This window comes from Arthrobacter sp. AL12 (genome assembly GCF_029960645.1).
Taxonomy (GTDB): Bacteria; Actinomycetota; Actinomycetes; order Actinomycetales; family Micrococcaceae; genus Arthrobacter.
The window spans coordinates 229,992-249,947 of the sequence record NZ_JASBQY010000002.1; the positions used below are offsets into that span (position 1 = coordinate 229,992).

General features: G+C 68.2%; 18 protein-coding genes and 1 tRNA gene. 13 read left to right on the forward strand and 6 right to left on the reverse strand.

Annotated features, from left to right (window positions below):
* Nucleotides 1-7: 7 nt before the first annotated feature.
* On the reverse strand, nucleotides 8-787 hold the full coding sequence (locus tag QK291_RS03840; protein ID WP_282379287.1) for a M50 family metallopeptidase: 780 nt from the start codon (nucleotides 785-787) through the stop codon (nucleotides 8-10).
* A complete protein-coding gene (locus QK291_RS03845) occupies nucleotides 784-1,170 on the reverse strand; it encodes a TraR/DksA C4-type zinc finger protein (RefSeq protein ID WP_282379288.1) in 387 nt (128 codons plus the stop codon). Before QK291_RS03845 ends, QK291_RS03840 begins: the two co-directional genes overlap by 4 nt.
* 229 nt (nucleotides 1,171-1,399) lie before the next feature.
* Between QK291_RS03845 and QK291_RS03850 the strand changes: the two genes are divergently transcribed.
* From QK291_RS03850 to QK291_RS03860, 3 genes are all read left to right on the forward strand, one after another.
* A complete protein-coding gene (locus QK291_RS03850) occupies nucleotides 1,400-1,939 on the forward strand; it encodes a hemerythrin domain-containing protein (RefSeq protein WP_282379289.1) in 540 nt (179 codons plus the stop codon).
* 9 nt (nucleotides 1,940-1,948) lie between these two features.
* Nucleotides 1,949-4,123, forward strand: coding sequence for a 4-alpha-glucanotransferase (malQ, locus tag QK291_RS03855; RefSeq protein WP_282379290.1), 2,175 nt, complete (start codon nucleotides 1,949-1,951; stop codon nucleotides 4,121-4,123).
* Nucleotides 4,124-4,326: 203 nt separating this feature from the next.
* Nucleotides 4,327-5,313 (forward strand): hypothetical protein, encoded by a 987-nt coding sequence (locus tag QK291_RS03860; RefSeq protein WP_282379291.1) that lies wholly within the window; start codon nucleotides 4,327-4,329, stop codon nucleotides 5,311-5,313.
* A 330-nt stretch (nucleotides 5,314-5,643) separates the two neighbouring features.
* Here QK291_RS03860 and QK291_RS03865 read toward each other — a convergent pair.
* Nucleotides 5,644-5,726 (reverse strand) — tRNA-Leu (locus QK291_RS03865).
* A gap of 163 nt (nucleotides 5,727-5,889) precedes the next feature.
* On the opposite strand from QK291_RS03865, the gene QK291_RS03870 reads away from it, so the two are divergent.
* Both QK291_RS03870 and QK291_RS03875 read left to right on the forward strand, forming a co-directional pair.
* A complete protein-coding gene (locus QK291_RS03870; RefSeq protein WP_282379292.1) occupies nucleotides 5,890-7,194 on the forward strand; it encodes a M20/M25/M40 family metallo-hydrolase in 1,305 nt (434 codons plus the stop codon).
* 20 nt (nucleotides 7,195-7,214) lie between these two features.
* Nucleotides 7,215-8,402, forward strand: a complete 1,188-nt coding sequence (locus QK291_RS03875) for an acyl-CoA dehydrogenase family protein (RefSeq protein WP_282379293.1) — start codon at nucleotides 7,215-7,217, stop codon at nucleotides 8,400-8,402.
* On the opposite strand, the gene QK291_RS03880 is transcribed toward QK291_RS03875, so the two are convergent.
* Nucleotides 8,399-8,632, reverse strand: coding sequence for a DUF5703 family protein (locus QK291_RS03880; protein ID WP_024366712.1), 234 nt, complete (start codon nucleotides 8,630-8,632; stop codon nucleotides 8,399-8,401). The genes QK291_RS03875 and QK291_RS03880 overlap by 4 nt on opposite strands.
* Nucleotides 8,633-8,671: 39 nt before the next feature.
* Between QK291_RS03880 and QK291_RS03885 the strand changes: the two genes are divergently transcribed.
* A complete protein-coding gene (locus QK291_RS03885; protein WP_282379295.1) occupies nucleotides 8,672-8,935 on the forward strand; it encodes a hypothetical protein in 264 nt (87 codons plus the stop codon).
* A gap of 23 nt (nucleotides 8,936-8,958) precedes the next feature.
* Here the strand turns inward: QK291_RS03885 and QK291_RS03890 are convergent, their stop codons facing one another.
* Nucleotides 8,959-9,894: an aldo/keto reductase gene (locus QK291_RS03890; protein WP_282379296.1), complete on the reverse strand. Its 936-nt coding sequence runs from the start codon at nucleotides 9,892-9,894 to the stop codon at nucleotides 8,959-8,961.
* Nucleotides 9,895-9,947: 53 nt separating this feature from the next.
* Here QK291_RS03890 and QK291_RS03895 point away from each other — a divergent pair, with 53 nt between their 5' ends.
* On the forward strand, nucleotides 9,948-10,781 hold the full coding sequence (locus QK291_RS03895; protein WP_282379297.1) for an undecaprenyl-diphosphate phosphatase: 834 nt from the start codon (nucleotides 9,948-9,950) through the stop codon (nucleotides 10,779-10,781).
* A gap of 15 nt (nucleotides 10,782-10,796) precedes the next feature.
* Nucleotides 10,797-12,077: a cysteine--1-D-myo-inosityl 2-amino-2-deoxy-alpha-D-glucopyranoside ligase gene (gene mshC / locus QK291_RS03900; RefSeq protein ID WP_282379298.1), complete on the forward strand. Its 1,281-nt coding sequence runs from the start codon at nucleotides 10,797-10,799 to the stop codon at nucleotides 12,075-12,077.
* Here the strand turns inward: mshC and QK291_RS03905 are convergent.
* Entirely contained in the window at nucleotides 12,074-12,979 is a 906-nt protein-coding gene (locus QK291_RS03905) for a PAC2 family protein (protein ID WP_282379299.1), read from the reverse strand. The two genes, mshC and QK291_RS03905, sit on opposite strands and share 4 nt — an antisense overlap.
* A gap of 130 nt (nucleotides 12,980-13,109) precedes the next feature.
* Here QK291_RS03905 and QK291_RS03910 point away from each other — a divergent pair, with 130 nt between their 5' ends.
* The 5 genes from QK291_RS03910 (at nucleotide 13,110) to dop (ending at nucleotide 19,868) form a co-directional block, all read left to right on the forward strand.
* Entirely contained in the window at nucleotides 13,110-13,895 is a 786-nt protein-coding gene (locus QK291_RS03910) for an HAD family phosphatase (RefSeq protein WP_282379300.1), read from the forward strand.
* A complete protein-coding gene (locus QK291_RS03915) occupies nucleotides 13,888-15,096 on the forward strand; it encodes a site-2 protease family protein (protein WP_282379301.1) in 1,209 nt (402 codons plus the stop codon). Before QK291_RS03910 ends, QK291_RS03915 begins: the two co-directional genes overlap by 8 nt.
* A gap of 113 nt (nucleotides 15,097-15,209) precedes the next feature.
* Nucleotides 15,210-16,340, forward strand: coding sequence for a tRNA (adenine-N1)-methyltransferase (locus tag QK291_RS03920; protein ID WP_282379302.1), 1,131 nt, complete (start codon nucleotides 15,210-15,212; stop codon nucleotides 16,338-16,340).
* An 82-nt stretch (nucleotides 16,341-16,422) separates the two neighbouring features.
* Nucleotides 16,423-18,198 carry a proteasome ATPase gene (arc, locus tag QK291_RS03925; RefSeq protein ID WP_282379304.1) on the forward strand — a complete coding sequence of 592 codons (1,776 nt, stop codon included), beginning with the start codon at nucleotides 16,423-16,425 and terminating at the stop codon, nucleotides 18,196-18,198.
* 59 nt (nucleotides 18,199-18,257) lie between these two features.
* Nucleotides 18,258-19,868, forward strand: a complete 1,611-nt coding sequence (gene dop / locus QK291_RS03930; protein ID WP_282379489.1) for a depupylase/deamidase Dop — start codon at nucleotides 18,258-18,260, stop codon at nucleotides 19,866-19,868.
* Nucleotides 19,869-19,956: the final 88 nt, after the last annotated feature.

The window sequence follows — 19,956 nt, forward strand, 5'->3', positions numbered from 1 at the left end:
TCCCAGCCTATGCCGGGGTGCCGCCCTGTCCGGGCACGGTCAGCGGCGGCAGTGTTGCGAACACCTGCGACATCGGCTGCCAGGCCGCCCACCAGGCGGCGCCGACGACCGCGGCGAACAGCAGGATCCAGACGGCGGCGGGGATGCGGGTGGCCCGGGAGAGCAGGTACGCGTCCGACGTCGCCAGCCGGTCCCGCCGCTTCAGGTGCACGTTGGCGAGTTTGCCGAGGTCCCGGACGGCGCCGACGAGGAGTGCCAGGCCCAGCACGATCATGACGTGGCCGTTGAATTCGGGCGGGACGAACAGCACCAGCAGGGCGGCGGCCAGGACCGCGGCGGCGGTGATCAGCAGCCCGATGCCGTTGCGGATGAACAGGAACGAGGCCAGCAGGATGAGGGTCCCGGCTGACATCGCCGCCGGACCCCAGCCGTTAAAGCCGCACCAGACCATCGCGGCGCCGACCACGGCCGGCACCGGGTATCCCCAGAAGGTGGACCAGACGGCGGCCAGGGGCCTCCGGCTGAAGGTGGTGGTGGTGCCCGAGTGGTCCAGGCGCAGATGGATGCCGCCCAGGCGCTGCCCGGTCATGAGCGCGGCGAAGGCGTGGCCCAGTTCGTGGGTCACGGTGGCCAGCAGCCCGAAGTACCGCCAGGTCACCCGCGGCAGGGAGAGGGCGACGGCCAGGAGGATGACCAGGGCCAGTTCGGTGCCGGTGACATGCGGGACGGGGGAGTGGGTGAACCCGGCGACAATCCGGTTCCACCAGGTCTCGGCAGCGTTGGTCATGTTCCGGTCCGGCGCGGTGTCCCAGCGGCGCCCGCCGGTCCGGCACTGTGCCTGATGCAGTACGGGGTCCAGGGCCGGGCCTCCAGCCGGCCGTCCGCGATGTGTTCCCCGCACACGGCGCAGCTGCCGTACGTGCCGGCGTCGATCCGTTCCAGCGCCGCCTCGATCTGCGCGAGGCCCTGGCGGCTCTGCTCCAGCAGGGCCGAGGCCTGGGAGAGCTCAAACGCGATCGTCGCTCCCTCGGGATCGTGTTCGTCGTCGACATTGGAATCCTGACGGGCAGCGTTCACCGAGGAGATGTCCCGGCGAAGCGCGGGCAGGAGCACAAGTTTCCGGCGGCGCTCCTCCTGGAGGAGGATCCGGAACCGTTCGACGTCGACCATAGGCTGCAAGGCTAGCGCGGAGGCCGCGGCCGAGTCCAAAGCCGGCGTCAAGATCCGCGGCCGGCCGCGCGTCACCCGGGCACCGGCCCGAAAGCCCCGGTGCCCGGGTGGGTCTCCGCCGTACAGTGGGAAAAAGAGCGTTTGCACCTACCGGTATGCCGGCAGCGGCACACTGAGCCGGCGCACACTCTGTTCACCACTACCGCCATCAGCAGACGTAGGAGACGTCATGGACCAGCCAGCGGCCAGCACCGTCAACAAGAACGCCGGTGATGACGCCGAGGCGCTGGCCGCGGTGGAACAGCACCACGCGGGCATGCTCAAGCGTCTCAGCGCGCTGACGGCGACCCTGATCCGCGCCGTCCGGACCGGTGACACCGTGGCGGCGCACGACGCCCATGAGGTCCTGGTGGAGTGGTGCGAGACCGATCTTGTCCCGCATGCGCTCGCAGAGGAGGGCCCGCTGTACAGCGCGCCCCGGAACCTGCCGCAGGGACAGCTGCTCGTGGACGGGATGCTGGCCGAGCACCAGGTGATCGTCGGACTGGTCGAGGACCTGCGGGGATCCACCGGCGTAGACGCCGCCGTGGCCGCCGGCTCCATCCGGAACATCTTTGCCCTGCACCTGGAGAAGGAGAACCGGCTCCTGATGCCCTTCATCGTGGCCTCCCCCGAGCTGTCCCTGGCGGGCGCCGTCGAGGGCCTGCATGAACTGGTCGGCGACACCCACGTCCATCGGCACGGTACGGGGCACGGGGGCAGCGTCTAGAGTTGCCCCATGGCTGATGGAATGAACCATAACAACAGGCCCGGCGCACCCACACTGCTGCGGGAGCTCGCGTCCGCCCACGGAGTGGGGACCTCCTACTGGGGCTGGGACGGCGTCGAACGCTCCGTTGCGGACAGCACCCTCCGCGGCGTCCTGGCGGCGCTGGGCGTCCCGGCCGGGGAACCGGACGAGATGGAACGGTCCCTGGCCGAGGCCCGCCGGGCGCCGTGGCGGCGCCTGCTGCCCCCGGTTGCCGTCGCCCGGGAAGGGCAGGAACTCCCTGTCAACGTCCATGTACCCCACGGAAGTGCCGTCAGCGTCTGGATCGTCACCGAAGACGGACAGCGCCACGAGGCAACGCAGCGGGACAACTGGGACGCGCCGGTCGACGTCGACGGCGTCCTCACCGGCCGTGCGGTGTTCGCGGTCCCGGATCGGCTGCCGCTCGGGTGGCACACCCTGCTGGCGGACAATGAGGGAACGGTCGCCCAGTGCCCGCTCATCGTCACACCGCGGAGGCTGCAAACGACCGAGGCGCTCGCCGGCCGGAGGAACTGGGGACTGACGGCGCAGCTCTATTCCGTGCGGTCCTCCCGTTCCTGGGGTATCGGCGACTTCTCCGACCTCGCCGATCTCGCCGCCATGACCGGGCAGGAGGGCGCCGGTTTCCTGCTGGTCAACCCGATGCACGCCGCCGAGCCCCGGCCGCCGGTCGAGGACTCGCCCTACCTGCCCACCACACGGCGATACTTCAACCCGCTCTACCTCCGGGTGGAGGAGATCCCCGAATACGGCTACCTTGGCCCGGCCGGCCGGGCCGAGGTGGAGCGGCTGGCCAGTCAACAGCACGCCGCAAACCACTCCACCGGGCTGCTGGACAGGAGCTCCAGCTACGGGGCCAAGCTTGCGGCCCTTGAGCTGCTCTACGGCGTCCCGCGCGACCCCGCCCGCGCTGTCGCGTTCGCTGACTTCTGCGCCGGGGAGGGGCAGGGGCTCGACGACTTCGCCCTGTGGTGCGCCCTGGCCGAGAAGCTGGCCCCCGATGCCCCCCAGTGGGCGGCGGAGGCCTCCTCGCCGGACACCGCCTACTGCAGGGAACAGCGGGCCCTGCTCGCCGGCCGGATCGAGTTCCACCGCTGGCTGCAGTGGCTCTGCGACCAGCAGCTCGAAGCCGCCCAGCGGGCGGCCCGGCTGTCAGGCATGGAAATCGGCGTCATCCACGATCTGGCGGTCGGAGTGAAGCCCGGCGGTGCGGACGACTGGTCGCTCGCCGGGGTGCTGGCCCGGGACGTCACGGTCGGCGCCCCACCGGACATGTTCAACCAGCAGGGGCAGGACTGGACCCAGCCGCCGTGGCACCCCGGCCGGCTCGCCGCGTCAGGCTATGCCGCCTACCGGGACATGCTCCGGACGGTGCTGCGCCATGCCGGCGGAATCCGGGTGGACCACATTCTGGGCCTGTTCCGGCTGTGGTGGATCCCGGAAGGTGCCGGGCCGGAGCACGGCACCTACGTCTACTACGACCACGAGGCGCTGATTGGCATCCTTGCCCTGGAGGCGCAGCGGGCCGGAGCGGTCGTGATCGGCGAGGACCTGGGCGTGTTCGAGCCGTGGGTCCGGGACTATCTGGCCGAACGCGGCATATTCGGCACGTCGATCCTCTGGTTCGAACACGACGCCGACGGCCCGATCCCGCCGGAACGGTACCGCCAGCAGTGCCTGACCAGCGTCAACACCCACGATCTGCCCCCTACGGCCGGCTACCTGGCCGGCGAACACGTCACGCTCCGCGAGTCGCTGGGCCTGCTGCAGCGTCCGGTGGACGTGGAACGCGCGGAGGCCGCCGCCGAGCAGCAGGCGGTGCTCGGGCTCCTGCGGGAACGCGGCCTCCTGCCGGAGCCGGGGCACCAGGACGTGCAGGCCACCGTCGAGGCGCTCTACGCTTTCACCACGCTGACGCCCTCGTCCCTGCTGGGAGTCGCGCTGGTGGACGCGGTCGGGGAGACCCGGACGCAGAACCAGCCCGGAACCAGCACGCAGTACCCCAACTGGCGCATACCGCTGGCTGGTCCGCGGGGACCTGTCCTGCTCGACAGCCTCGCCGAGGATCCCGGCTTCCGCTCGCTCCTCGGCACCATCCGGACTGCCCTGCACACCGGGGTTGGGCGCAGGCCGGGGGAATAGCCGCGGGCATGAGTGGGACGCGCCGCTGATGAGTGACCTGCCCAAGTAGCGTGCCGCGTGCTGTACAGGTGCTACTTGGCCGGGGGACAAGTAATACTACTCGTTCCATCCATGTCCGCTCCGTCTAATCTGATCGCCAAGGGCACCAGAGACTATCGTCGCGCAGGCATGTCCTGCACATCCGATGTTTATGGGAGGAACAAATGAAAAGCATTGTGCGGGTGGCTGGTGCCGGTCTGGCTCTGGCAATGGGAATCGCTGGAAGCGTAGCCGGCACTGCAGGAGCCGCCACGAGTTACAGCTTCGCCGTCATCGGCGACACGCCCTACGGCAGCACCCAATTAAGCCTCTTTCCGAAACGCATTGCGCAGATAAATGCGGATCCGAATGTGCGCATGGTCGGGCATCTCGGTGATATCGGCACGGGTGTCTGCTCTGACGCCTACTACCAGAAGATCAAAGCAAGCTTCGACAAGTTTGTCGACCCGCTCGTGTACACCCCCGGTGACAATGAGTGGGCGGACTGCCACAGCGCCAGCATCGGCAAAGCCAATCCGCTGGAGCGCCTGGCTGCCATCCGCTCGGTCTTCTTTCCCAGAGTCGGCCGGACCCTGGGAAAGAACCCGATCTCCGTCACGGCCCAGTCCGGGTACAAGGAGAATGTGAAGTTCGCGGCCGGTGGGCTGACCATCTCGACCCTGCACATCGTTGGTTCGGAGAATGACCTCCAGCCGTGGAGCGGACTCGGCTTCACGACGCCCACCACTGAACAGGTGGCCGAGGAGAAGGCCCGGGTGAATGCCGCCGTCGCGCAGATCCAAAGCGCCTTCGCAACGGCGAAGGCCAACAACAGCAGGGCCGTGGTCCTGATGACCCAGGCGGACATGTTTGCTCCCGGCACCCAGAACGCGGACTACCGCAACGCCTTCCAGAGCATCGTGCGGGCCATCGCCAGTGAAAGTAAGGCATTCAAGAAGCCGGTGTTCCTTTTCAACGGCGACACCCACTTCTACGCCAAGGACAAGCCGCTCAACAACGAGCAGTGGCTGTCCTTCTACGGAATTTCCGGCGCGGCGTCCAACCTCACCAGGGTCTCAGTCGAGGGCGAAACCTTCGTGGATGAATACGTGAGGGTCAACGTTGTCTCCAACTCGGAGGTCCTGCAGATCCAGCGGATTGCCTTCAAGTAGCGGCCCCGCAAATAGGCCGCAAATCCGGCCCGGGCGCCGGCAACAATCGGCCAGATTTTCCAGGAGCGTCAGGTAGCTTTGCCTTTCCTCATCGTTGCGGCAACCCTGCACGGAGCCAAGCTGGCAGCAGAGCCGGTCCGCGTTGGCCGTGAGGTCCTCCGCAGCCGCCGGGGCGACCGCCGCCAGTCGCGTCAGTGGCGGTGAGGGAGCTGGCCTGGCCGGGGTGGTCATCGGTGCCGGCCATCCCGCTGCCGGGGAAACGTCCGCGCCGAAGATCCGCCGAGACAGAAAAAACCCCCAGAATCCTTGGATTCTGGGGGTTTCCCGTTGTGCGCGGAGGGGGACTTGAACCCCCACCCCCTTTCGAGGACTAGCACCTCAAGCTAGCGCGTCTGCCATTCCGCCACCCGCGCAGGTGGTACTCGGTATACCTTTTCGCCTTTCAGCGTTTCGGTTTTCTCCGAAGCAGCGAGAAAGACTCTAGCATGATCTTTCCCGAAACAAATAATCGGGGCCTGAACGGGCATGTGGGTAGGCTGAAGCCAGCAACAGAGCCGCCGCCACAAGGAGTGAAACATGACTGACATCAGGCCCGAGGACGAAGTCGTCAGGATCTGCCAGGAACTGATCCGGATCGACACGTCCAACTACGGCGACGGTTCCGGCCCGGGGGAGCGGACGGCCGCCGAGTACACCGCCGGACTGATGACCGAAGTGGGGCTGGACGCCGAGATCTTCGAGGCCGCCCCGGGCCGCGCCAGCGTGGTGACCAGGCTGGCCGGGGAGGACCCGTCCGCCAGCGCCCTGGTGGTCCACGGGCATCTGGACGTTGTCCCGGCACTCCGTGAGCAGTGGTCGGTGGATCCCTTCGGCGCGGAACTCAAGGACGGCATGATCTGGGGCCGCGGCGCCGTGGACATGAAGGATATGGACGCCATGATCCTCTCCGTTCTGCGGAATTTCGCCCGCACCGGACGCAAACCCAAGCGGGACCTCATCTTCGCTTTCTTCGCCGATGAGGAAGCCGGCGGCACCTACGGTGCCCGCTACGCGGTCGAAAAGCGGCCCGAACTCTTCGACGGCGCCACCGAGGCCATCTCCGAGGTCGGCGGCTTCTCCGCGACTATCGGCGGCCAGCGCACGTACCTGCTCCAGACCGCGGAGAAGGGCCTGTCCTGGCTGCGTCTCGTCGCCCACGGCCGCGCCGGCCACGGCTCCCAGATCAACACGGACAACGCCGTCACGCGGCTCGCCAGCGCGGTGTCCCGGATCGGGGAATACCGCTGGCCGGTGGAGCTGACGCCCACCACGCGGCAGTTCCTTGACGGCGTGACGGAACTCACGGGCGTGGAATTCGATCCCGATGACCCGGACAAGATCCTCAAGGAGCTCGGGACCGTGGCCCGCTTCGTCGGTGCGACCCTGCAGAACACCACCAACCCCACCCTGCTCAAGGGCGGCTACAAGCACAATGTGATCCCCGAATCGGCGGAGGCCCTCATCGACTGCCGGACCCTGCCCGGCCAGGAGGAGCACGTCCTCGAGATCGTCCGCGAACTCGCCGGCAAGGGTGTGGACGTGAGTTACGTCCACAACGACGTCTCGCTGGAGGTTCCGTTCGCAGGGAACCTCGTGGACTCCATGATCGACGCCCTCCACGCCGAGGACCCGGGAGCGAAAGTCCTGCCCTACACGCTGTCCGGCGGCACGGACAACAAGTCGCTGAGCCGGCTGGGCATCACCGGGTACGGCTTTGCGCCGCTCCAACTCCCGGACGAACTGGACTTCACCGGGATGTTCCACGGCGTGGACGAACGCGTCCCCACCGATTCCCTGAAGTTCGGCGCCCGGGTGCTCGATACCCTGCTCACCAATTACTGAAGCCTTGGAGACCCCGCCCCGTGAGCCCTCAAGATGACCTGCCCGATAACCTGCCCGATGTCCTGCCCGATGACCTGCTGGAACGGATCCGTGGGCGCGCCGCCGGCTATGACCGGGACAACGCCTTTTTCCACGAGGACCTGACCGAGCTGGCAGCGGCCGGCTACCTGAAAATGTTCGTTCCTGCCTCCGACGGCGGCCTGGGGCTCGGGCTCCACGCGGCGGCGCAACTGCAGCGCCGGCTGGCGACGGCGGCACCGGCCACCGCGCTGGCGATTAATATGCACCTGGTCTGGACCGGCGTCGCGCACGTCCTGGCCGCCCGGGGCGACTCGTCCCTTGGCTTCGTCCTCCGGGAGGCCGGGCAGGGGGAGATCTTCGCATTCGGGAACTCGGAGGCGGGGAACGACTCGGTGCTCTTCGACTCCCGCACCACGGCCGTCCCGCAGGCCGGCGGCGGGTATGCGTTCACCGGCCGCAAGATCTTCACGAGCCTCTCGCCGGCCTGGACCCGGCTGGGGATCTTCGGGAAGGACGCCGCGGCCGCGGACGGCGCAGGGCAGCTGGTCCATGGCTTCCTGACCCGGGAGACTCCCGGGTACGAGATCCTGGCCGACTGGGACACCCTGGGCATGCGGGCCAGCCAGTCGAACACGACGGTCCTGGACGGCGCGGTGGTGCCGCCGGAGCGGATCTTCCGCAGGCTGCCGGTCGGCCCGAACGCGGACCCGCTGATCTTCGCCATCTTCGCCTGCTTCGAGACGCTGCTGGCCGCGGTCTACACGGGCATTGGCGAACGGGCCCTCGCCCTGGGCGTTGACGCGGTTAAGCGCCGCACGTCCTTCAAGAACGGCGGGCGCAGCTACGCCCAGGATCCGGACATCCGCTGGAAAGTGGCTGACGCGGCCATGGCGATGGGCGCCCTGTACCCCCAGCTCTCGACCGTGGCCGCCGACGTCGACGCGCTGGCCGACCACGGCAGCCAGTGGTTCCCTAAACTGGTCGGGCTTAAAGTCAGTGCGACAGAGACGGCCCGCACGGTCGTGGACCTGGCCATCAGGGTATCCGGGGGATCGAGCTACTTCCGCGGTTCCGAGCTGGAGCGGCTGTACCGTGACGTGCTCGCGGGAATGTTCCATCCTTCCGACGACGAATCGGCGCACAACACAGTGGCCAACGCGTGGCTGGGGCCGCTCGAGACGCCCTAGACGGTCCGCTGGACCTGGGTGACCCGGCGGCGGAGCCAGAAGCGGCGGCCGCCGCCTAAATACAGCACGCTGCGCTCCAGTTCCCACTTGCCGTACTCGGAGTGTTCCACCAGGCGGCGGCGCGCTTCCGGCAGGGAATCCTCAGGACTTACCGTCAGTACGAGGTACTCGTACTGCCTCACATAGTCCCGTTCCCGCCGGACTGAACTGCTCAGAAAATGTTCCTTCATTGCTCTCCATTTTCTTCCTTTTCCGGCTAACGTGAAGTCATGAGCATCGATCCGCGTGTCGCGCTTGAAGCCCTGACGGCTGCCCTGGGAGAACACCTCGCCGCTGCGTCAGCACGCCGGGGACCCGGGGACCCCGCGGTCGAGGCGGCGTTTTTCGCCGTTGCTGATGCCTTTGAAGTCTACGACGACTCCCTCTATGAAGCGTACGGCGAAGTGACGGGACTTGGGGTCCTGGATGACGACGGCGATGACGACGAGGAAGAAGACATCGACGACGAGGAAGACCTCGAAATCCTGCAGTGACTTTGTCCGGACGGGACACCCGCTCAGGCAGGGCTGGACACGTCCTCCAGGGCCTGGGCGATCTGCGGCGGCAGCGCCGCCAGCGTTGAATCCAGGATCTCCTTGAGCTGCGCCGGCGTGCGCGGGCCCACAACCGCCGTCGCCACACCGTGCTGGGAGAGCAGCCAGCTCAATGAGACGTCGAGGGCTGTCCGGCCCAGCCCCTTCGCTGCCATCGCCACGGCCTCCACCACACTGGACGAGGTCCCCTCGAGGTACGGCTCCACATACCCGGCCAGCCGGCTATTGGCTGCCCGTGAATCCGCGGGAATGTGCCCGCGGTACTTGCCGGTCAGCACCCCGCGCCCCAGCGGAGCCCAGGCCATCAGGCCCAGGCCGGCGTCCTCGACGGCGGGAATGAGTTCAGCTTCGGGGGAGCGGTGCAGCAGGGAGTATTCCGACTGGTTCGCCACCAGCGGGAAACCCGCGACGGCCGCGGCCTTGGCCGTCTGCCAGCCGTTGAAGTTGGAGACCCCCGCATAGCGGGCACGGCCCGAGCGGACGGCGAATTCGAGCGCGGACAGGGTCTCCTCCAGCGGGACGTTGGGGTCCCAGGCCTGGGCGAACCAGAGATCCACGTAGTCGGTGCCCAGCCGGGCGAGGCTCGCATCCAGGCCGGAGAGCATCCCGTTCCGGGACGTGTCGACGCCGCGGCGGCCATCCGACGTCGACAGCCCGGCTTTAGTGGAGATGACCAGCTCGGAGCGGGCAACAATGTCGCCCAGCATTCCGCCCAGCATCGCCTCCGCCTGGCCGTCGCTGTAGGACGCGGCCGTGTCGATCAGGGTTCCGCCGCCGTCCATGAAGGTGCGGAGCAGGGCCGAGGCACCCTGCTCATCGGTTTCCCGGGCCCAGGACATGGTGCCGAGGGAAAGGGAGGACACGCGCAACCCACTGTTGCCGACATAACGCTGCTGCATGTCAGCAAGCTTACGGGGGGTTCAGACGCCTTCATGACGTAGGGTCTATCTACGTGAACTGGTTTGAAGCGGCCTTTTTGGGCCTTGTGCAGGGACTGACAGAATTCCTCCCTATTTCCTCAAGCGCCCATCTGCGGATCGTTGGCTCCTTCCTTCCCAACGCCGCCGACCCCGGGGCCGCTTTTACGGCAATCACCCAGCTGGGCACGGAAACCGCCGTCATCGTCTACTTCTGGCGCGACATTGTGCGGATCGTTACGGCGTGGGCCGGATCGCTGACCGGCAAGGTTTCCCGGCAGCATCCGGACGCCAGGATGGGCTGGCTGGTGATTCTGGGCAGCCTGCCGATCATCATCCTCGGTCTGCTGTTCCAGGACCAGATCGAGTCCGTGCTCCGCAGCCTCTGGCTCGTCGCCACCATGCTGATTGTCTTCGGCATGATCCTCGCCGTCGCCGACGCCATCGGACGACAGGAACGCGAGCTGACCCAGCTGACGTATAAACACGGCATCCTCTACGGCCTGGCCCAGGCCATGGCCCTGATCCCGGGGGTCTCCCGCTCCGGGGGCACCATCACCGCTGGCCTGCTGATGGGCTACACCCGCGAAGCGGCGGCCCGCTATTCCTTTCTGCTGGCCATCCCGGCCGTGTTCGGCAGCGGCCTGTACCAGCTCTACAAGGTGGTCTCCGCGGACGGCATCACCGGCCCCTACAGCCTCCCGGAAACGGCGCTGGCCACAGCCGTCGCCTTCGCGGTGGGCTACATCATCATCGGCTGGTTTTTGAAGTACGTCTCGACCCACGGCTACCGGCTCTTCGTCTGGTACCGGATTCTCCTGGGCCTGGCCCTGTACCTGCTGCTCGGTTTCAACGTCATCAGCGCCTAGCACTAGGCTTGGGCTGTGAAGTCTTGGATCTCCCGCCCCGTTCCCCAGCTCCCGGGCAGCATGCCTGCCCTCCGCCTCTTCGACACCGCCCAAGGCAGCGTCGTCACCCTCGGGGCAGCAGGCGAACAGTCAATGTACGTCTGCGGCATCACCCCGTATGACGCCACCCACATGGGCCACGCGGCCAGCTACGTCGCGTTCGACCTGCTCAACCGCGCCTGGCGGGACGGCCGCCAGCAGGTCGCCTACGTCCAGAACGTCACCGACGTCGACGACCCCCTGCTGGAGCGCGCGACCGCCACGGGCGTGGACTGGCGCGAACTCGCCGACAGCCAGATCGAGCTCTTCCAGACCGACATGGAAGCCCTCAACGTGCTGGCCCCCGACCACTACGTGGGTGCGGTGGAAGCCATTCCGCTGATTGTTCCCGCGATCGAACGCCTGGTGGAGCGGGGCCTGGCCTACCGGGTGGCCGGCACCGCCGGCGAGCCGGACGGGGACGTCTATTACGACGTCGAAGCGGCCGGCAAGCACTCCGCCGAGGCCACAGACGCCTGGACCCTCGGCGCCGTCTCCGGACTGTCCGACGCGGAAATGCTCGAGCTGTTTGCCGAACGCGGCGGCGACCCCGGCCGGGCCGGCAAGCGCCAGGCGCTGGACCCCCTGCTCTGGCGGGTTGCCCGAGCGGGCGAACCGAGCTGGCCCGGCGACGGGCTGGGGGCGGGCCGGCCCGGCTGGCACATCGAATGCACCGTCATCGCCCAGAAGTACCTGCCCGCGCCGTTCACCGTGCAGGGCGGCGGCTCGGACCTGATCTTCCCGCACCACGAAATGGGCGCCGGGCATGCGTACTCCCTGACCGGTGTGCCGCTGGCACAACACTTCGCGCACGCCGGCATGGTGGGGCTCGAGGGCGAGAAAATGAGCAAGTCCAAGGGAAACCTGGTCCTGGTCTCCAAACTCCGCACCGCCGGTGAGGACCCGTCCGCGATCCGGCTGGCCATCCTGGCCCACCACTACCGCAGCGACTGGTCCTGGACCGAGGCCGGCTTTGCCCGGGCCAAGGACCGGCTCCGCACCTGGCGGGCTGCCCTGGATGCGGCGCCCGCAGGCTCAGCCGCCGGGCTGGTGTCCCGGCTGCGGGCCGAGCTCTCGAACGATCTGAACGCCCCCGGGGCTGTCGCGGCCATGGATGAGTGGGCCGCGGCGGCCCGCCAGGCAGCCGGGGCCGGGTCCGCCCCGGACGCCGCCCTGGCGGCCGACGCCGTGAACGCCCTGCTGGGCGTCGAGCTCTAGGGCTTGTCTTTGCCGCGGCGTTTGAGGTAGCGCTCAAACTCCCGGGCGATGGACTCGCCGCTGGCCTCCGGGAGGTCGGCGGTGTCCTTCGCTTCCTCCAGCTGGCGCACATACGCCGCGATCTCCGGGTCCTCGGTGGCGAGCTCGTCAACGCCGCGTTCCCAGGCGTCGGACTCCTCGACAAGGTCCTGGGTGTCGAGCGGAACCTGCAGCAGCTCCTCGATCCGGTGCAGCAGCGCGAGCTGTGCCTTGGGGGACGGGGCCTGGGCGACGTAGTGCGGCACGGCGGCCCAGAGCGAGACGGTGGGCAGACCGGCCAGCAGCGCCACCTCGGCGAGGACCCCCACGATCCCCACGGGACCCTCGTACTGCGAGGCCTCAAGGTCCATCCGCTCACGCAGCGCAGGGTCATCCGTGGACGTGCTCACCGGGATCGGCCGGCTGTGCGGCACATCAGCGAGCAGTGCGCCGACAAGGATGACGTAGTCCACGTGGAGTGCCTCTGCGTGGACCAGCAGTTCGGCGGTGTAGGCCCGCCACTTGTACGACGGCTCGGTCCCCTGGACGAAGATGACGTCCACGTTGGAGTCGGGAACGCTCGCCTTGAAAATACGGGTGGAGGGCCACTTGATCTTCCGCTCACCGGAGGATGTGCGGCGGATCGTGGGCCGGGTGAACTGGAAGTCGTAGTACTCGTCGGCATCGACCGAACCGACCTTCTTCCCGCCCCAGAGCTTGTTGAGGTAGCGCAAGGCATCGCTCGCAGCCTCCCCGGCGTCGTTCCAGCCTTCAAAGGCGGCGAGCATCACCGTGATGCGCCGGCCCTCGGGTACGGGCTGCAGCAGCCGTTCCGGCTCGGGCACGTCGCCCGTTTCCGCGGGGTCTCCCTCGAAGCTATTCATCCCTTCACCCTACGTCCAAGGACCCGGCCCCCGCAGGGAATGAAGCGCCGGAAAACGGCGGTCTGCGGCCGATATTCGCCGTAGGCGTACTATCAGGCCCCGCACAGGGGCTCCCCGTAGACTGGAAAGCATGCAATCCTCAGCTCCCCAGCCCCCGCTCAAAGCCGTGCTCTGGGACATGGATGGCACCATCGTCGACACCGAGCCGTACTGGATCGAGGCCGAACACGCCCTGGTTGCCGCGCACGGCGGACAGTGGTCCCACGAGAAGGCCATGCAGCTGGTGGGTCAGTCGCTGGTCTTCTCCGCGGGCATCCTGCAGGACGCCGGGGTGGCGCTGGGGCGCCGGGAGATCATCGACATCCTGACCGCCCACGTCATCAGCCTGGTCCGCACCTCCGTGCCGTGGCGGCCGGGCGCCCGCGAACTGCTGGAGGAGCTCCACACCGCGGGAATCCGCTGCGCCCTGGTGACGATGTCCGAGGCCCCGCTGGCCCGGGAGATCGTGGCCAGCCTGCCCAGGCGCTACTTCGATTTCCTCGTCACCGGAGACACCGTCACGCAGGGCAAACCACATCCCGAGGCCTACCTCACGGCGGTCGGGCTGTTGCAGGAACAGGAACCGGAACTCGGCCTGCATCACTGCATCGCGCTGGAGGACTCCTCGCCGGGCGTCGCCGCCGCCGTCGCCTCCGGCGTGCTGACCGTCGCCATCCCGCATATCGTGCCGCTGCCGCAAGATCCGCGCCACGCGATGTGGGAGACCCTGGCCGGGCGAACCGTGGCCGACCTCGAGGAGCTGATCGCCCTGCGCCACGAATTCCCGAACGCTACCTTCGGCCTGGCCGGCGGCACCGACGCCGTCCCCGGCGGCCGGCGGGAACGCGGCGCGGCGAAGGTGCCGGTCCATGACTGACACCGACACCCGGGGCCGCAGCGGGCAGGACCCGCAGAAGCAGGGCCGCAAGGAGGGAATCCCGCTGGGGCGGATAGCCGGCATCCCGGTGATCCTCGCCTATTCGTGGTTCATCATTGCCGCGTTCACCGTGATCGTCTACGGCCCGGTGCTGCAGGTGAACAACCCCTACCTCGGCATCGGCGCCTACTTCGTGGCCTTCGCCTACGCCGTCCTGCTGCTGATTTCCGTGCTGGTGCATGAGCTCGCGCACGCGCTGACCGCGAAAATTTACCGCTGGCCCAGCGAAAAGATCGTCCTCAACCTTTGGGGCGGCCACACCCAGTTCGAGAGCTTCACGGCGTCCCCCGGGCGTTCCGTCGTCGTGGCGATGGCGGGTCCTGCGGCCAACTTTGTCCTCGCCGCCGGCGGCTGGCTCCTGCTGACGGCTGGCGACCTCACCGGCGTCGCAGGGATCCTGGCCAACATCTTCGTCTGGGCCAACCTGCTGATCGGCATCTTCAACGTCCTGCCGGGCCTGCCGCTGGACGGCGGCCGGCTGGTTGAATCCGCTGTCTGGAAACTGACCGGCAGCCAGGCAAAAGGCACCGTCGCGGCCGGCTGGGGCGGCCGGATCATCGTGATCGCGCTCGTGGCCTGGTTCGTGGTCCTGCCCGTGCTCAGCGGCGACCGGCCGGACATCTCCCTGATGCTCATCACCGTCCTCGTCGGCAGCTTCCTCTGGATGGGCGCCACCGCCTCCATCGAGCAGGCCCGGCTGCGGAGCCGGCTTCCGCTCGTGGCAGCCGGCGCGCTGGCCGAACCGGCAGTGGGCCTCCCGGACGGCGCGACCGTGGCCGAGCTGCTGGCGCTGGCCCTTGACCCCGCCACAGGGGCGGGCCCCGCCGTCGTGCTCTACCGCCCGGACGGGCGCCCCGCAGCCGTGGTCGACGCCGGGGCCGTCGCCACGGTCTCCGCGGCCGCCGCCGCGACAACGCCACTCACCGCCGTGTCCTACGCCCTCGCGGACGGTGCCTACGTGCCGGAATGGTCCAAAGGACAGGAACTGATCCAGTACCTGGCCCAGCTCGAGGGCCTGGAATACGCCGTTGTCGACCGCGACGGAACCGTGACCGGCCTGCTGCGCCAATCCGCGGTCCTGGGCGCCCTGACGGGCAGGAATCCCAGGTCCGGCAAGCGGATGTTCGGGCAAAGCCGGTAGAGTTACCTGCCGGTCGTGTATTTCCGGCCTGGGCGCACCGCCCTGGGCGCGAGCAGCCGGACCGCCGGCGATTTCCGCGGCCACACAGCTTTACAGGAGCGAGGAACACTTTCATGAGCAGCGACACCGCCGCCAGCACCAGCCCCGACGACGCCGTAACCGCCGACGGCGCAACAGCCGACGGCGTCGCCGTCAGCCCGGCCGCCAGCACAGACGCCCCGGCGCGTGCTGACGCCTCTCCTGCCGCCGCACCCGTCGGCGCAGCCCGGCGTCGAGGACCGTTCCGGGAGGGCGAGCGGGTGCAGCTCACCGACGAGCGCGGCCGCATGAACACGATCAGCCTCGAAGTCGGCGGGGCGTTCCACACGCACCGCGGCTTCCTGAACCACGACGAGATCATTGGCAAGCCGGACGGCTCCGTGGTGGTCAACAACGTCGGCCAGCAGTACCAGACGCTGCGCCCCCTGCTCTCGGACTTCGTCCTCTCGATGCCCCGCGGCGCAGCCGTCGTCTACCCCAAGGACGCTGGCCAGATCGTCACCATGGCGGACATCTTCCCCGGCGCACGCGTCGTGGAAGCCGGCGTCGGCTCCGGTGCCCTGTCCATCTCGCTGCTCCGCGCGGTCGGCGACAACGGCTACCTGCACTCCTTCGAGCGCCGGGAAGAATTCGCCGACATCGCCCGCGGCAACGTCGAGACGATCTTCGGCGGCCCGCATCCGGCCTGGCAGATTTCCATCGGTGACTTCCAGGAGGAAGTGGTCCGCACCGAGGAGCCCGGCTCCGTGGACCGCGTGGTCCTGGACATGCTGGCGCCCTGGGAATGCCTCGACGCGGTTGCCACCGTCCTGGCGCCCGGCGGTGTGTGGATCAACTACGTCGCCACCGTGACGCAGCTGTCCCGGACCGCCGAGGCGATCCGCGCCGACGGCCGTTTCACCGCGCCCGACGCCTGGGAATCCATGGTCCGCGGCTGGCACCTCGAGGGCCTGGCGGTCCGTCCGGACCACCGGATGGTCGCGCACACCGGCTTCCTGCTCGTGACCCGGCGGCTGGCCGACGGCGTCACGGGCATCTCCGTGAAGCGCCGCCCGTCCAAGACCGATTTCAACGCCGAGGACGTCAACGCCTGGACGCCCGGTGCCGTGGGGGAGCGCGCCGTTTCGGACAAGAAGCTGCGCCGCGCGGCCCGGGACGCCATCGCCGGAACCAATGTCAAGGACGATCCGGATATTACGAAGTAGTCCGCATACCGGAAGTCTTCAGCGGGGTCCGGCTTCTTGGGGCTAATGTCTTAATAGACGCGTAGGAAGGGGCTGATGCACGATGGAGACTCCGAACACCGATCCGGGCCAGACACCGGCAGAGGGCACGGCAGCATCCGCGGGGCAGGCGCACGCCGCCAGCGAACTGTCCGTGGCCGAGCGGCAGGTCAATATCCTCCGGGACAAACTCCGGCACATTGACCGCCAGCTCGCCGCCGCGACGCAGAACAACTCCAAGCTCGTGGGCATGCTGGAAACCGCGAAAGCGGAAATCCTCCGGCTCAAGAACGCCCTCGACCAGGAGGGCCAGCCGCCCTACAGCTTCGGCACGGTGCTGCAGCTGAACCCGAAACGCCACCCCTCCGCCGGCAACGGCGGGCAGGCTGCCACCGAGGAATCGGTCGATATCTTCAACGCCGGCCGGAAAATGCGGGTCGGGATCAGCCCGCTGGTGAACATGAACCAGCTGGCGGTCGGCCAGGAGGTCCTGCTCAACGAGGCGCTGATGGTGGTCGCCGGGCTGGGCTACGAACGCGCAGGGGACCTCGTCACGCTGAAGGAGATGCTGGGCACGGACCGTGCCCTGGTGGTCGGCCGGGCGGACGAGGAACGCGTCATCCGGCTCTCCGGCGCCCTGCTCGCGCAGAAGCTCCGGGTCGGCGATGCGCTCTCGATCGATTCGCGCACCGGCTACGCCCTCGAAAAGATCCCGCGCTCCGAGGTGGAGAACCTCGTCCTTGAGGAGGTGCCGGACATCACCTACCAGGACATCGGCGGCCTGGGGCCGCAGATCGAGCAGATCCGCGACGCCGTGGAGCTCCCGTTCCTGCATCCGGACCTGTACCGCGAGCACGGGCTCAAGGCCCCGAAGGGCATCCTGCTCTACGGCCCGCCGGGCTGCGGCAAGACCCTCATCGCCAAGGCGGTCGCCAACTCCCTCGCCGCCCGGGCCGCCGAACGCACCGGCAAAACGGACATGAAGAGCTATTTCCTGAACATCAAGGGACCGGAGCTGCTGGACAAGTACGTCGGCGAGACCGAACGGCACATCCGGCTGATCTTCGCCCGCGCCCGGGAGAAGGCCTCCGAGGGCAGCCCGGTGGTGGTGTTCTTCGACGAAATGGACTCGCTGTTCCGCACCCGCGGCACCGGCATCTCCTCCGACGTCGAAACGACCATCGTCCCGCAGCTGCTCAGCGAGATCGACGGCGTGGAGCGGCTCGACAACGTGATCGTGATCGGCGCCTCCAACCGCGAGGACATGATCGACCCGGCGATCCTGCGGCCGGGCCGCCTGGACGTCAAGGTCAAGATCCACCGGCCCGATGCGGAGGCCGCGGCGGACATCTTCAACAAATACATCACCGCCGACCTTCCTTTCCACGAGTCCGACCTCGCCGAGCACCAAGGCGATGTGCAGGCCACCGTCGACGCGATGGTCCAGCGCACCGTCGAGGCCATGTACTCCACCGACAAGTCCAACGAATACCTTGAGGTCACCTACGCCAACGGCGACACTGAAATGCTCTACTTCAAGGACTTCAACTCTGGCGCCGTGGTGCAGAACGTCGTGGACCGGGCCAAGAAGTACGCGATCAAGGACCTGCTCACCGTGGGCCAGAAGGGCATCCGGATCGACCACCTGCTGCGCGCCGTCGTCGACGAGTTCCGCGAGCACGAGGACATGCCGAACACGACCAACCCGGACGACTGGGCACGGATCTCGGGCAAGAAGGGCGAGCGCATCACCTACATCCGCACCATCGTCCAGGGCAAGGCCGGTCAGGAACCCGGCAAGTCCATCGAGACGATGCCGAGCACGGGCCAGTACCTGTGACCTCGGCTGTGCCCGGCGGGCCGTCCGGCGTGTCCGGCGGGCTGCCGGCTGGCGGTGCCATGCGGGTGATGGGCTCGGAGACCGAATACGGCATCCACGCCCCGTCCGCGCCCGGCGCCAACGCCACGATGATGTCCGCCCGCGTGATCCAGGCCTACGCCCAGGTGACCCGGCAGCGTGCCGCCGGGGGTGCCGAGACCCGCTGGGACTACACCGATGAGGAACCGCTGCACGACGCCCGAGGCTGGACGCTGGAGCGCAGCCAGGCCGAACCGGACCAGCTCACGGACCAGCCGCCGGTCCTCGACGCCGAGGCGGTCGCCCTGGCCTATGGCCGGCAGGAGCTGGAAGCCGACGGCGAGGACGAGTCCGGCACCCTGCTGATGAACATGGTGCTCGGCAACGGTGCCCGGCTGTACGTCGACCATGCGCACCCCGAGTACTCCAGCCCGGAGGTGACCAACCCGCGCGACGTCGTCGCCTGGGATGCCGCCGGAGACCTCGTGGCCCTCGCCGCGGTGCGGAGGCTGTCCGCGGATCCTGAACTGCCCCCGGTCAATCTGTACAAGAACAACACCGACAACAAGTCGGTCTCCTACGGGTCCCACGAGAACTACCTGATGCCCCGTTCGGTGCCGTTCGGCGACATCGTCCGCGGCCTGACCCCGTTCTTCGTCACCCGCCAGATTTTCTGCGGCGCCGGCCGGGTCGGCATGAAACAGGACGGCTCCCGCCCCGGCTACCAGATCAGCCAGCGGGCGGACTTTTTCGAGACCGAGGTCGGCCTCGAAACCACGATCCGCCGCCCCATCATCAACACCCGCGACGAACCGCACGCGACCGCGGACAAGTACCGGCGGCTGCACGTCATCATCGGCGACGCCAACCTCAGCCAGACCGCCAACTACCTGAAATTCGGCACCACGGCCCTGGTCCTGAGCCTGATCGAAGCCGGCCTGGCCCCCAAGCTCGAAGTCCACGAGCCGGTCGCCTCGCTGCAGGCCGTCAGCCATGACACCTCGCTCACCGCCACCCTGCGGCTGCTCGACGGGCGCCGGATCACCGCCCTGGACCTGCAGTGGATCTACTTTGAGGCGGCCGCGAAGCATGCCCAGGACACCGGCGTCGCCGATGCCGTGGACGGGGACGGCCACACCCACGAGGTGCTCGAACGCTGGTCGGCGACGCTGACCGAACTGGGCAACGACCGGGCCGCGGCCGCGTCCTCCGTCGAATGGCTGGCGAAACTCTCCCTGCTGGAGGGCTACCGGGGCCGCGACGGACTGGAATGGGGCCACGCGCGGCTGGGCCTCGTGGACCTCCAGTGGGCGGACATCCGGCCCGAAAAGGGGCTCTACTACCGCCTGCTGGCACGGGACCGGATGCAGCGGGTCGTCGACGACGGCGTGATCCAGCGGGCGGTCACCGAGCCGCCGTCGGACACCCGGGCCTTTTTCCGGGGACGCTGCGTCAGCCGATTCGGGGCCGACGTGGTCGGCGCCAGCTGGGACTCCGTGATTTTCGATGTGCCAGGCCGCGGCAGGCTGCAGCGGGTTCCCACCCGGGAACCGCTGCGCGGAACCGAGGCCCTCACCGGGGGCCTCTTCGCCCGGCACCGGGAGGCCGGAGCGTTCTTGTCCGAGCTCCTGGGACTCCCTCCCGGTTCCTAGGGCCAAACAGTCCCGCAGGGGCTCCGGGCGTGGCAATATGGCTTACATGAAGTCCCTCGCGAAGCAGGGACGGACAGAAGGAGAGAAC

Bases quoted from the DNA above. Each gene is read 5' to 3' on its own strand.
- QK291_RS03840 (WP_282379287.1), bottom strand. From the start codon at position 787: ATGACCAACGCTGCCGAGACCTGGTGGAACCGGATTGTCGCCGGGTTC.
- QK291_RS03845 (WP_282379288.1), bottom strand. From the start codon at position 1,170: ATGGTCGACGTCGAACGGTTCCGGATCCTCCTCCAGGAGGAGCGCCGC.
- QK291_RS03850 (WP_282379289.1), top strand. From the start codon at position 1,400: ATGGACCAGCCAGCGGCCAGCACCGTCAACAAGAACGCCGGTGATGAC.
- malQ (WP_282379290.1), top strand. From the start codon at position 1,949: ATGGCTGATGGAATGAACCATAACAACAGGCCCGGCGCACCCACACTG.
- QK291_RS03860 (WP_282379291.1), top strand. From the start codon at position 4,327: ATGAAAAGCATTGTGCGGGTGGCTGGTGCCGGTCTGGCTCTGGCAATG.
- QK291_RS03870 (WP_282379292.1), top strand. From the start codon at position 5,890: ATGACTGACATCAGGCCCGAGGACGAAGTCGTCAGGATCTGCCAGGAA.
- QK291_RS03880 (WP_024366712.1), bottom strand. From the start codon at position 8,632: ATGAAGGAACATTTTCTGAGCAGTTCAGTCCGGCGGGAACGGGACTAT.
- QK291_RS03885 (WP_282379295.1), top strand. From the start codon at position 8,672: ATGAGCATCGATCCGCGTGTCGCGCTTGAAGCCCTGACGGCTGCCCTG.
- QK291_RS03890 (WP_282379296.1), bottom strand. From the start codon at position 9,894: ATGCAGCAGCGTTATGTCGGCAACAGTGGGTTGCGCGTGTCCTCCCTT.
- QK291_RS03905 (WP_282379299.1), bottom strand. From the start codon at position 12,979: ATGAATAGCTTCGAGGGAGACCCCGCGGAAACGGGCGACGTGCCCGAG.
- QK291_RS03910 (WP_282379300.1), top strand. From the start codon at position 13,110: ATGCAATCCTCAGCTCCCCAGCCCCCGCTCAAAGCCGTGCTCTGGGAC.
- QK291_RS03915 (WP_282379301.1), top strand. From the start codon at position 13,888: ATGACTGACACCGACACCCGGGGCCGCAGCGGGCAGGACCCGCAGAAG.
- QK291_RS03920 (WP_282379302.1), top strand. From the start codon at position 15,210: ATGAGCAGCGACACCGCCGCCAGCACCAGCCCCGACGACGCCGTAACC.
- arc (WP_282379304.1), top strand. From the start codon at position 16,423: ATGGAGACTCCGAACACCGATCCGGGCCAGACACCGGCAGAGGGCACG.
- dop (WP_282379489.1), top strand. From the start codon at position 18,258: ATGCGGGTGATGGGCTCGGAGACCGAATACGGCATCCACGCCCCGTCC.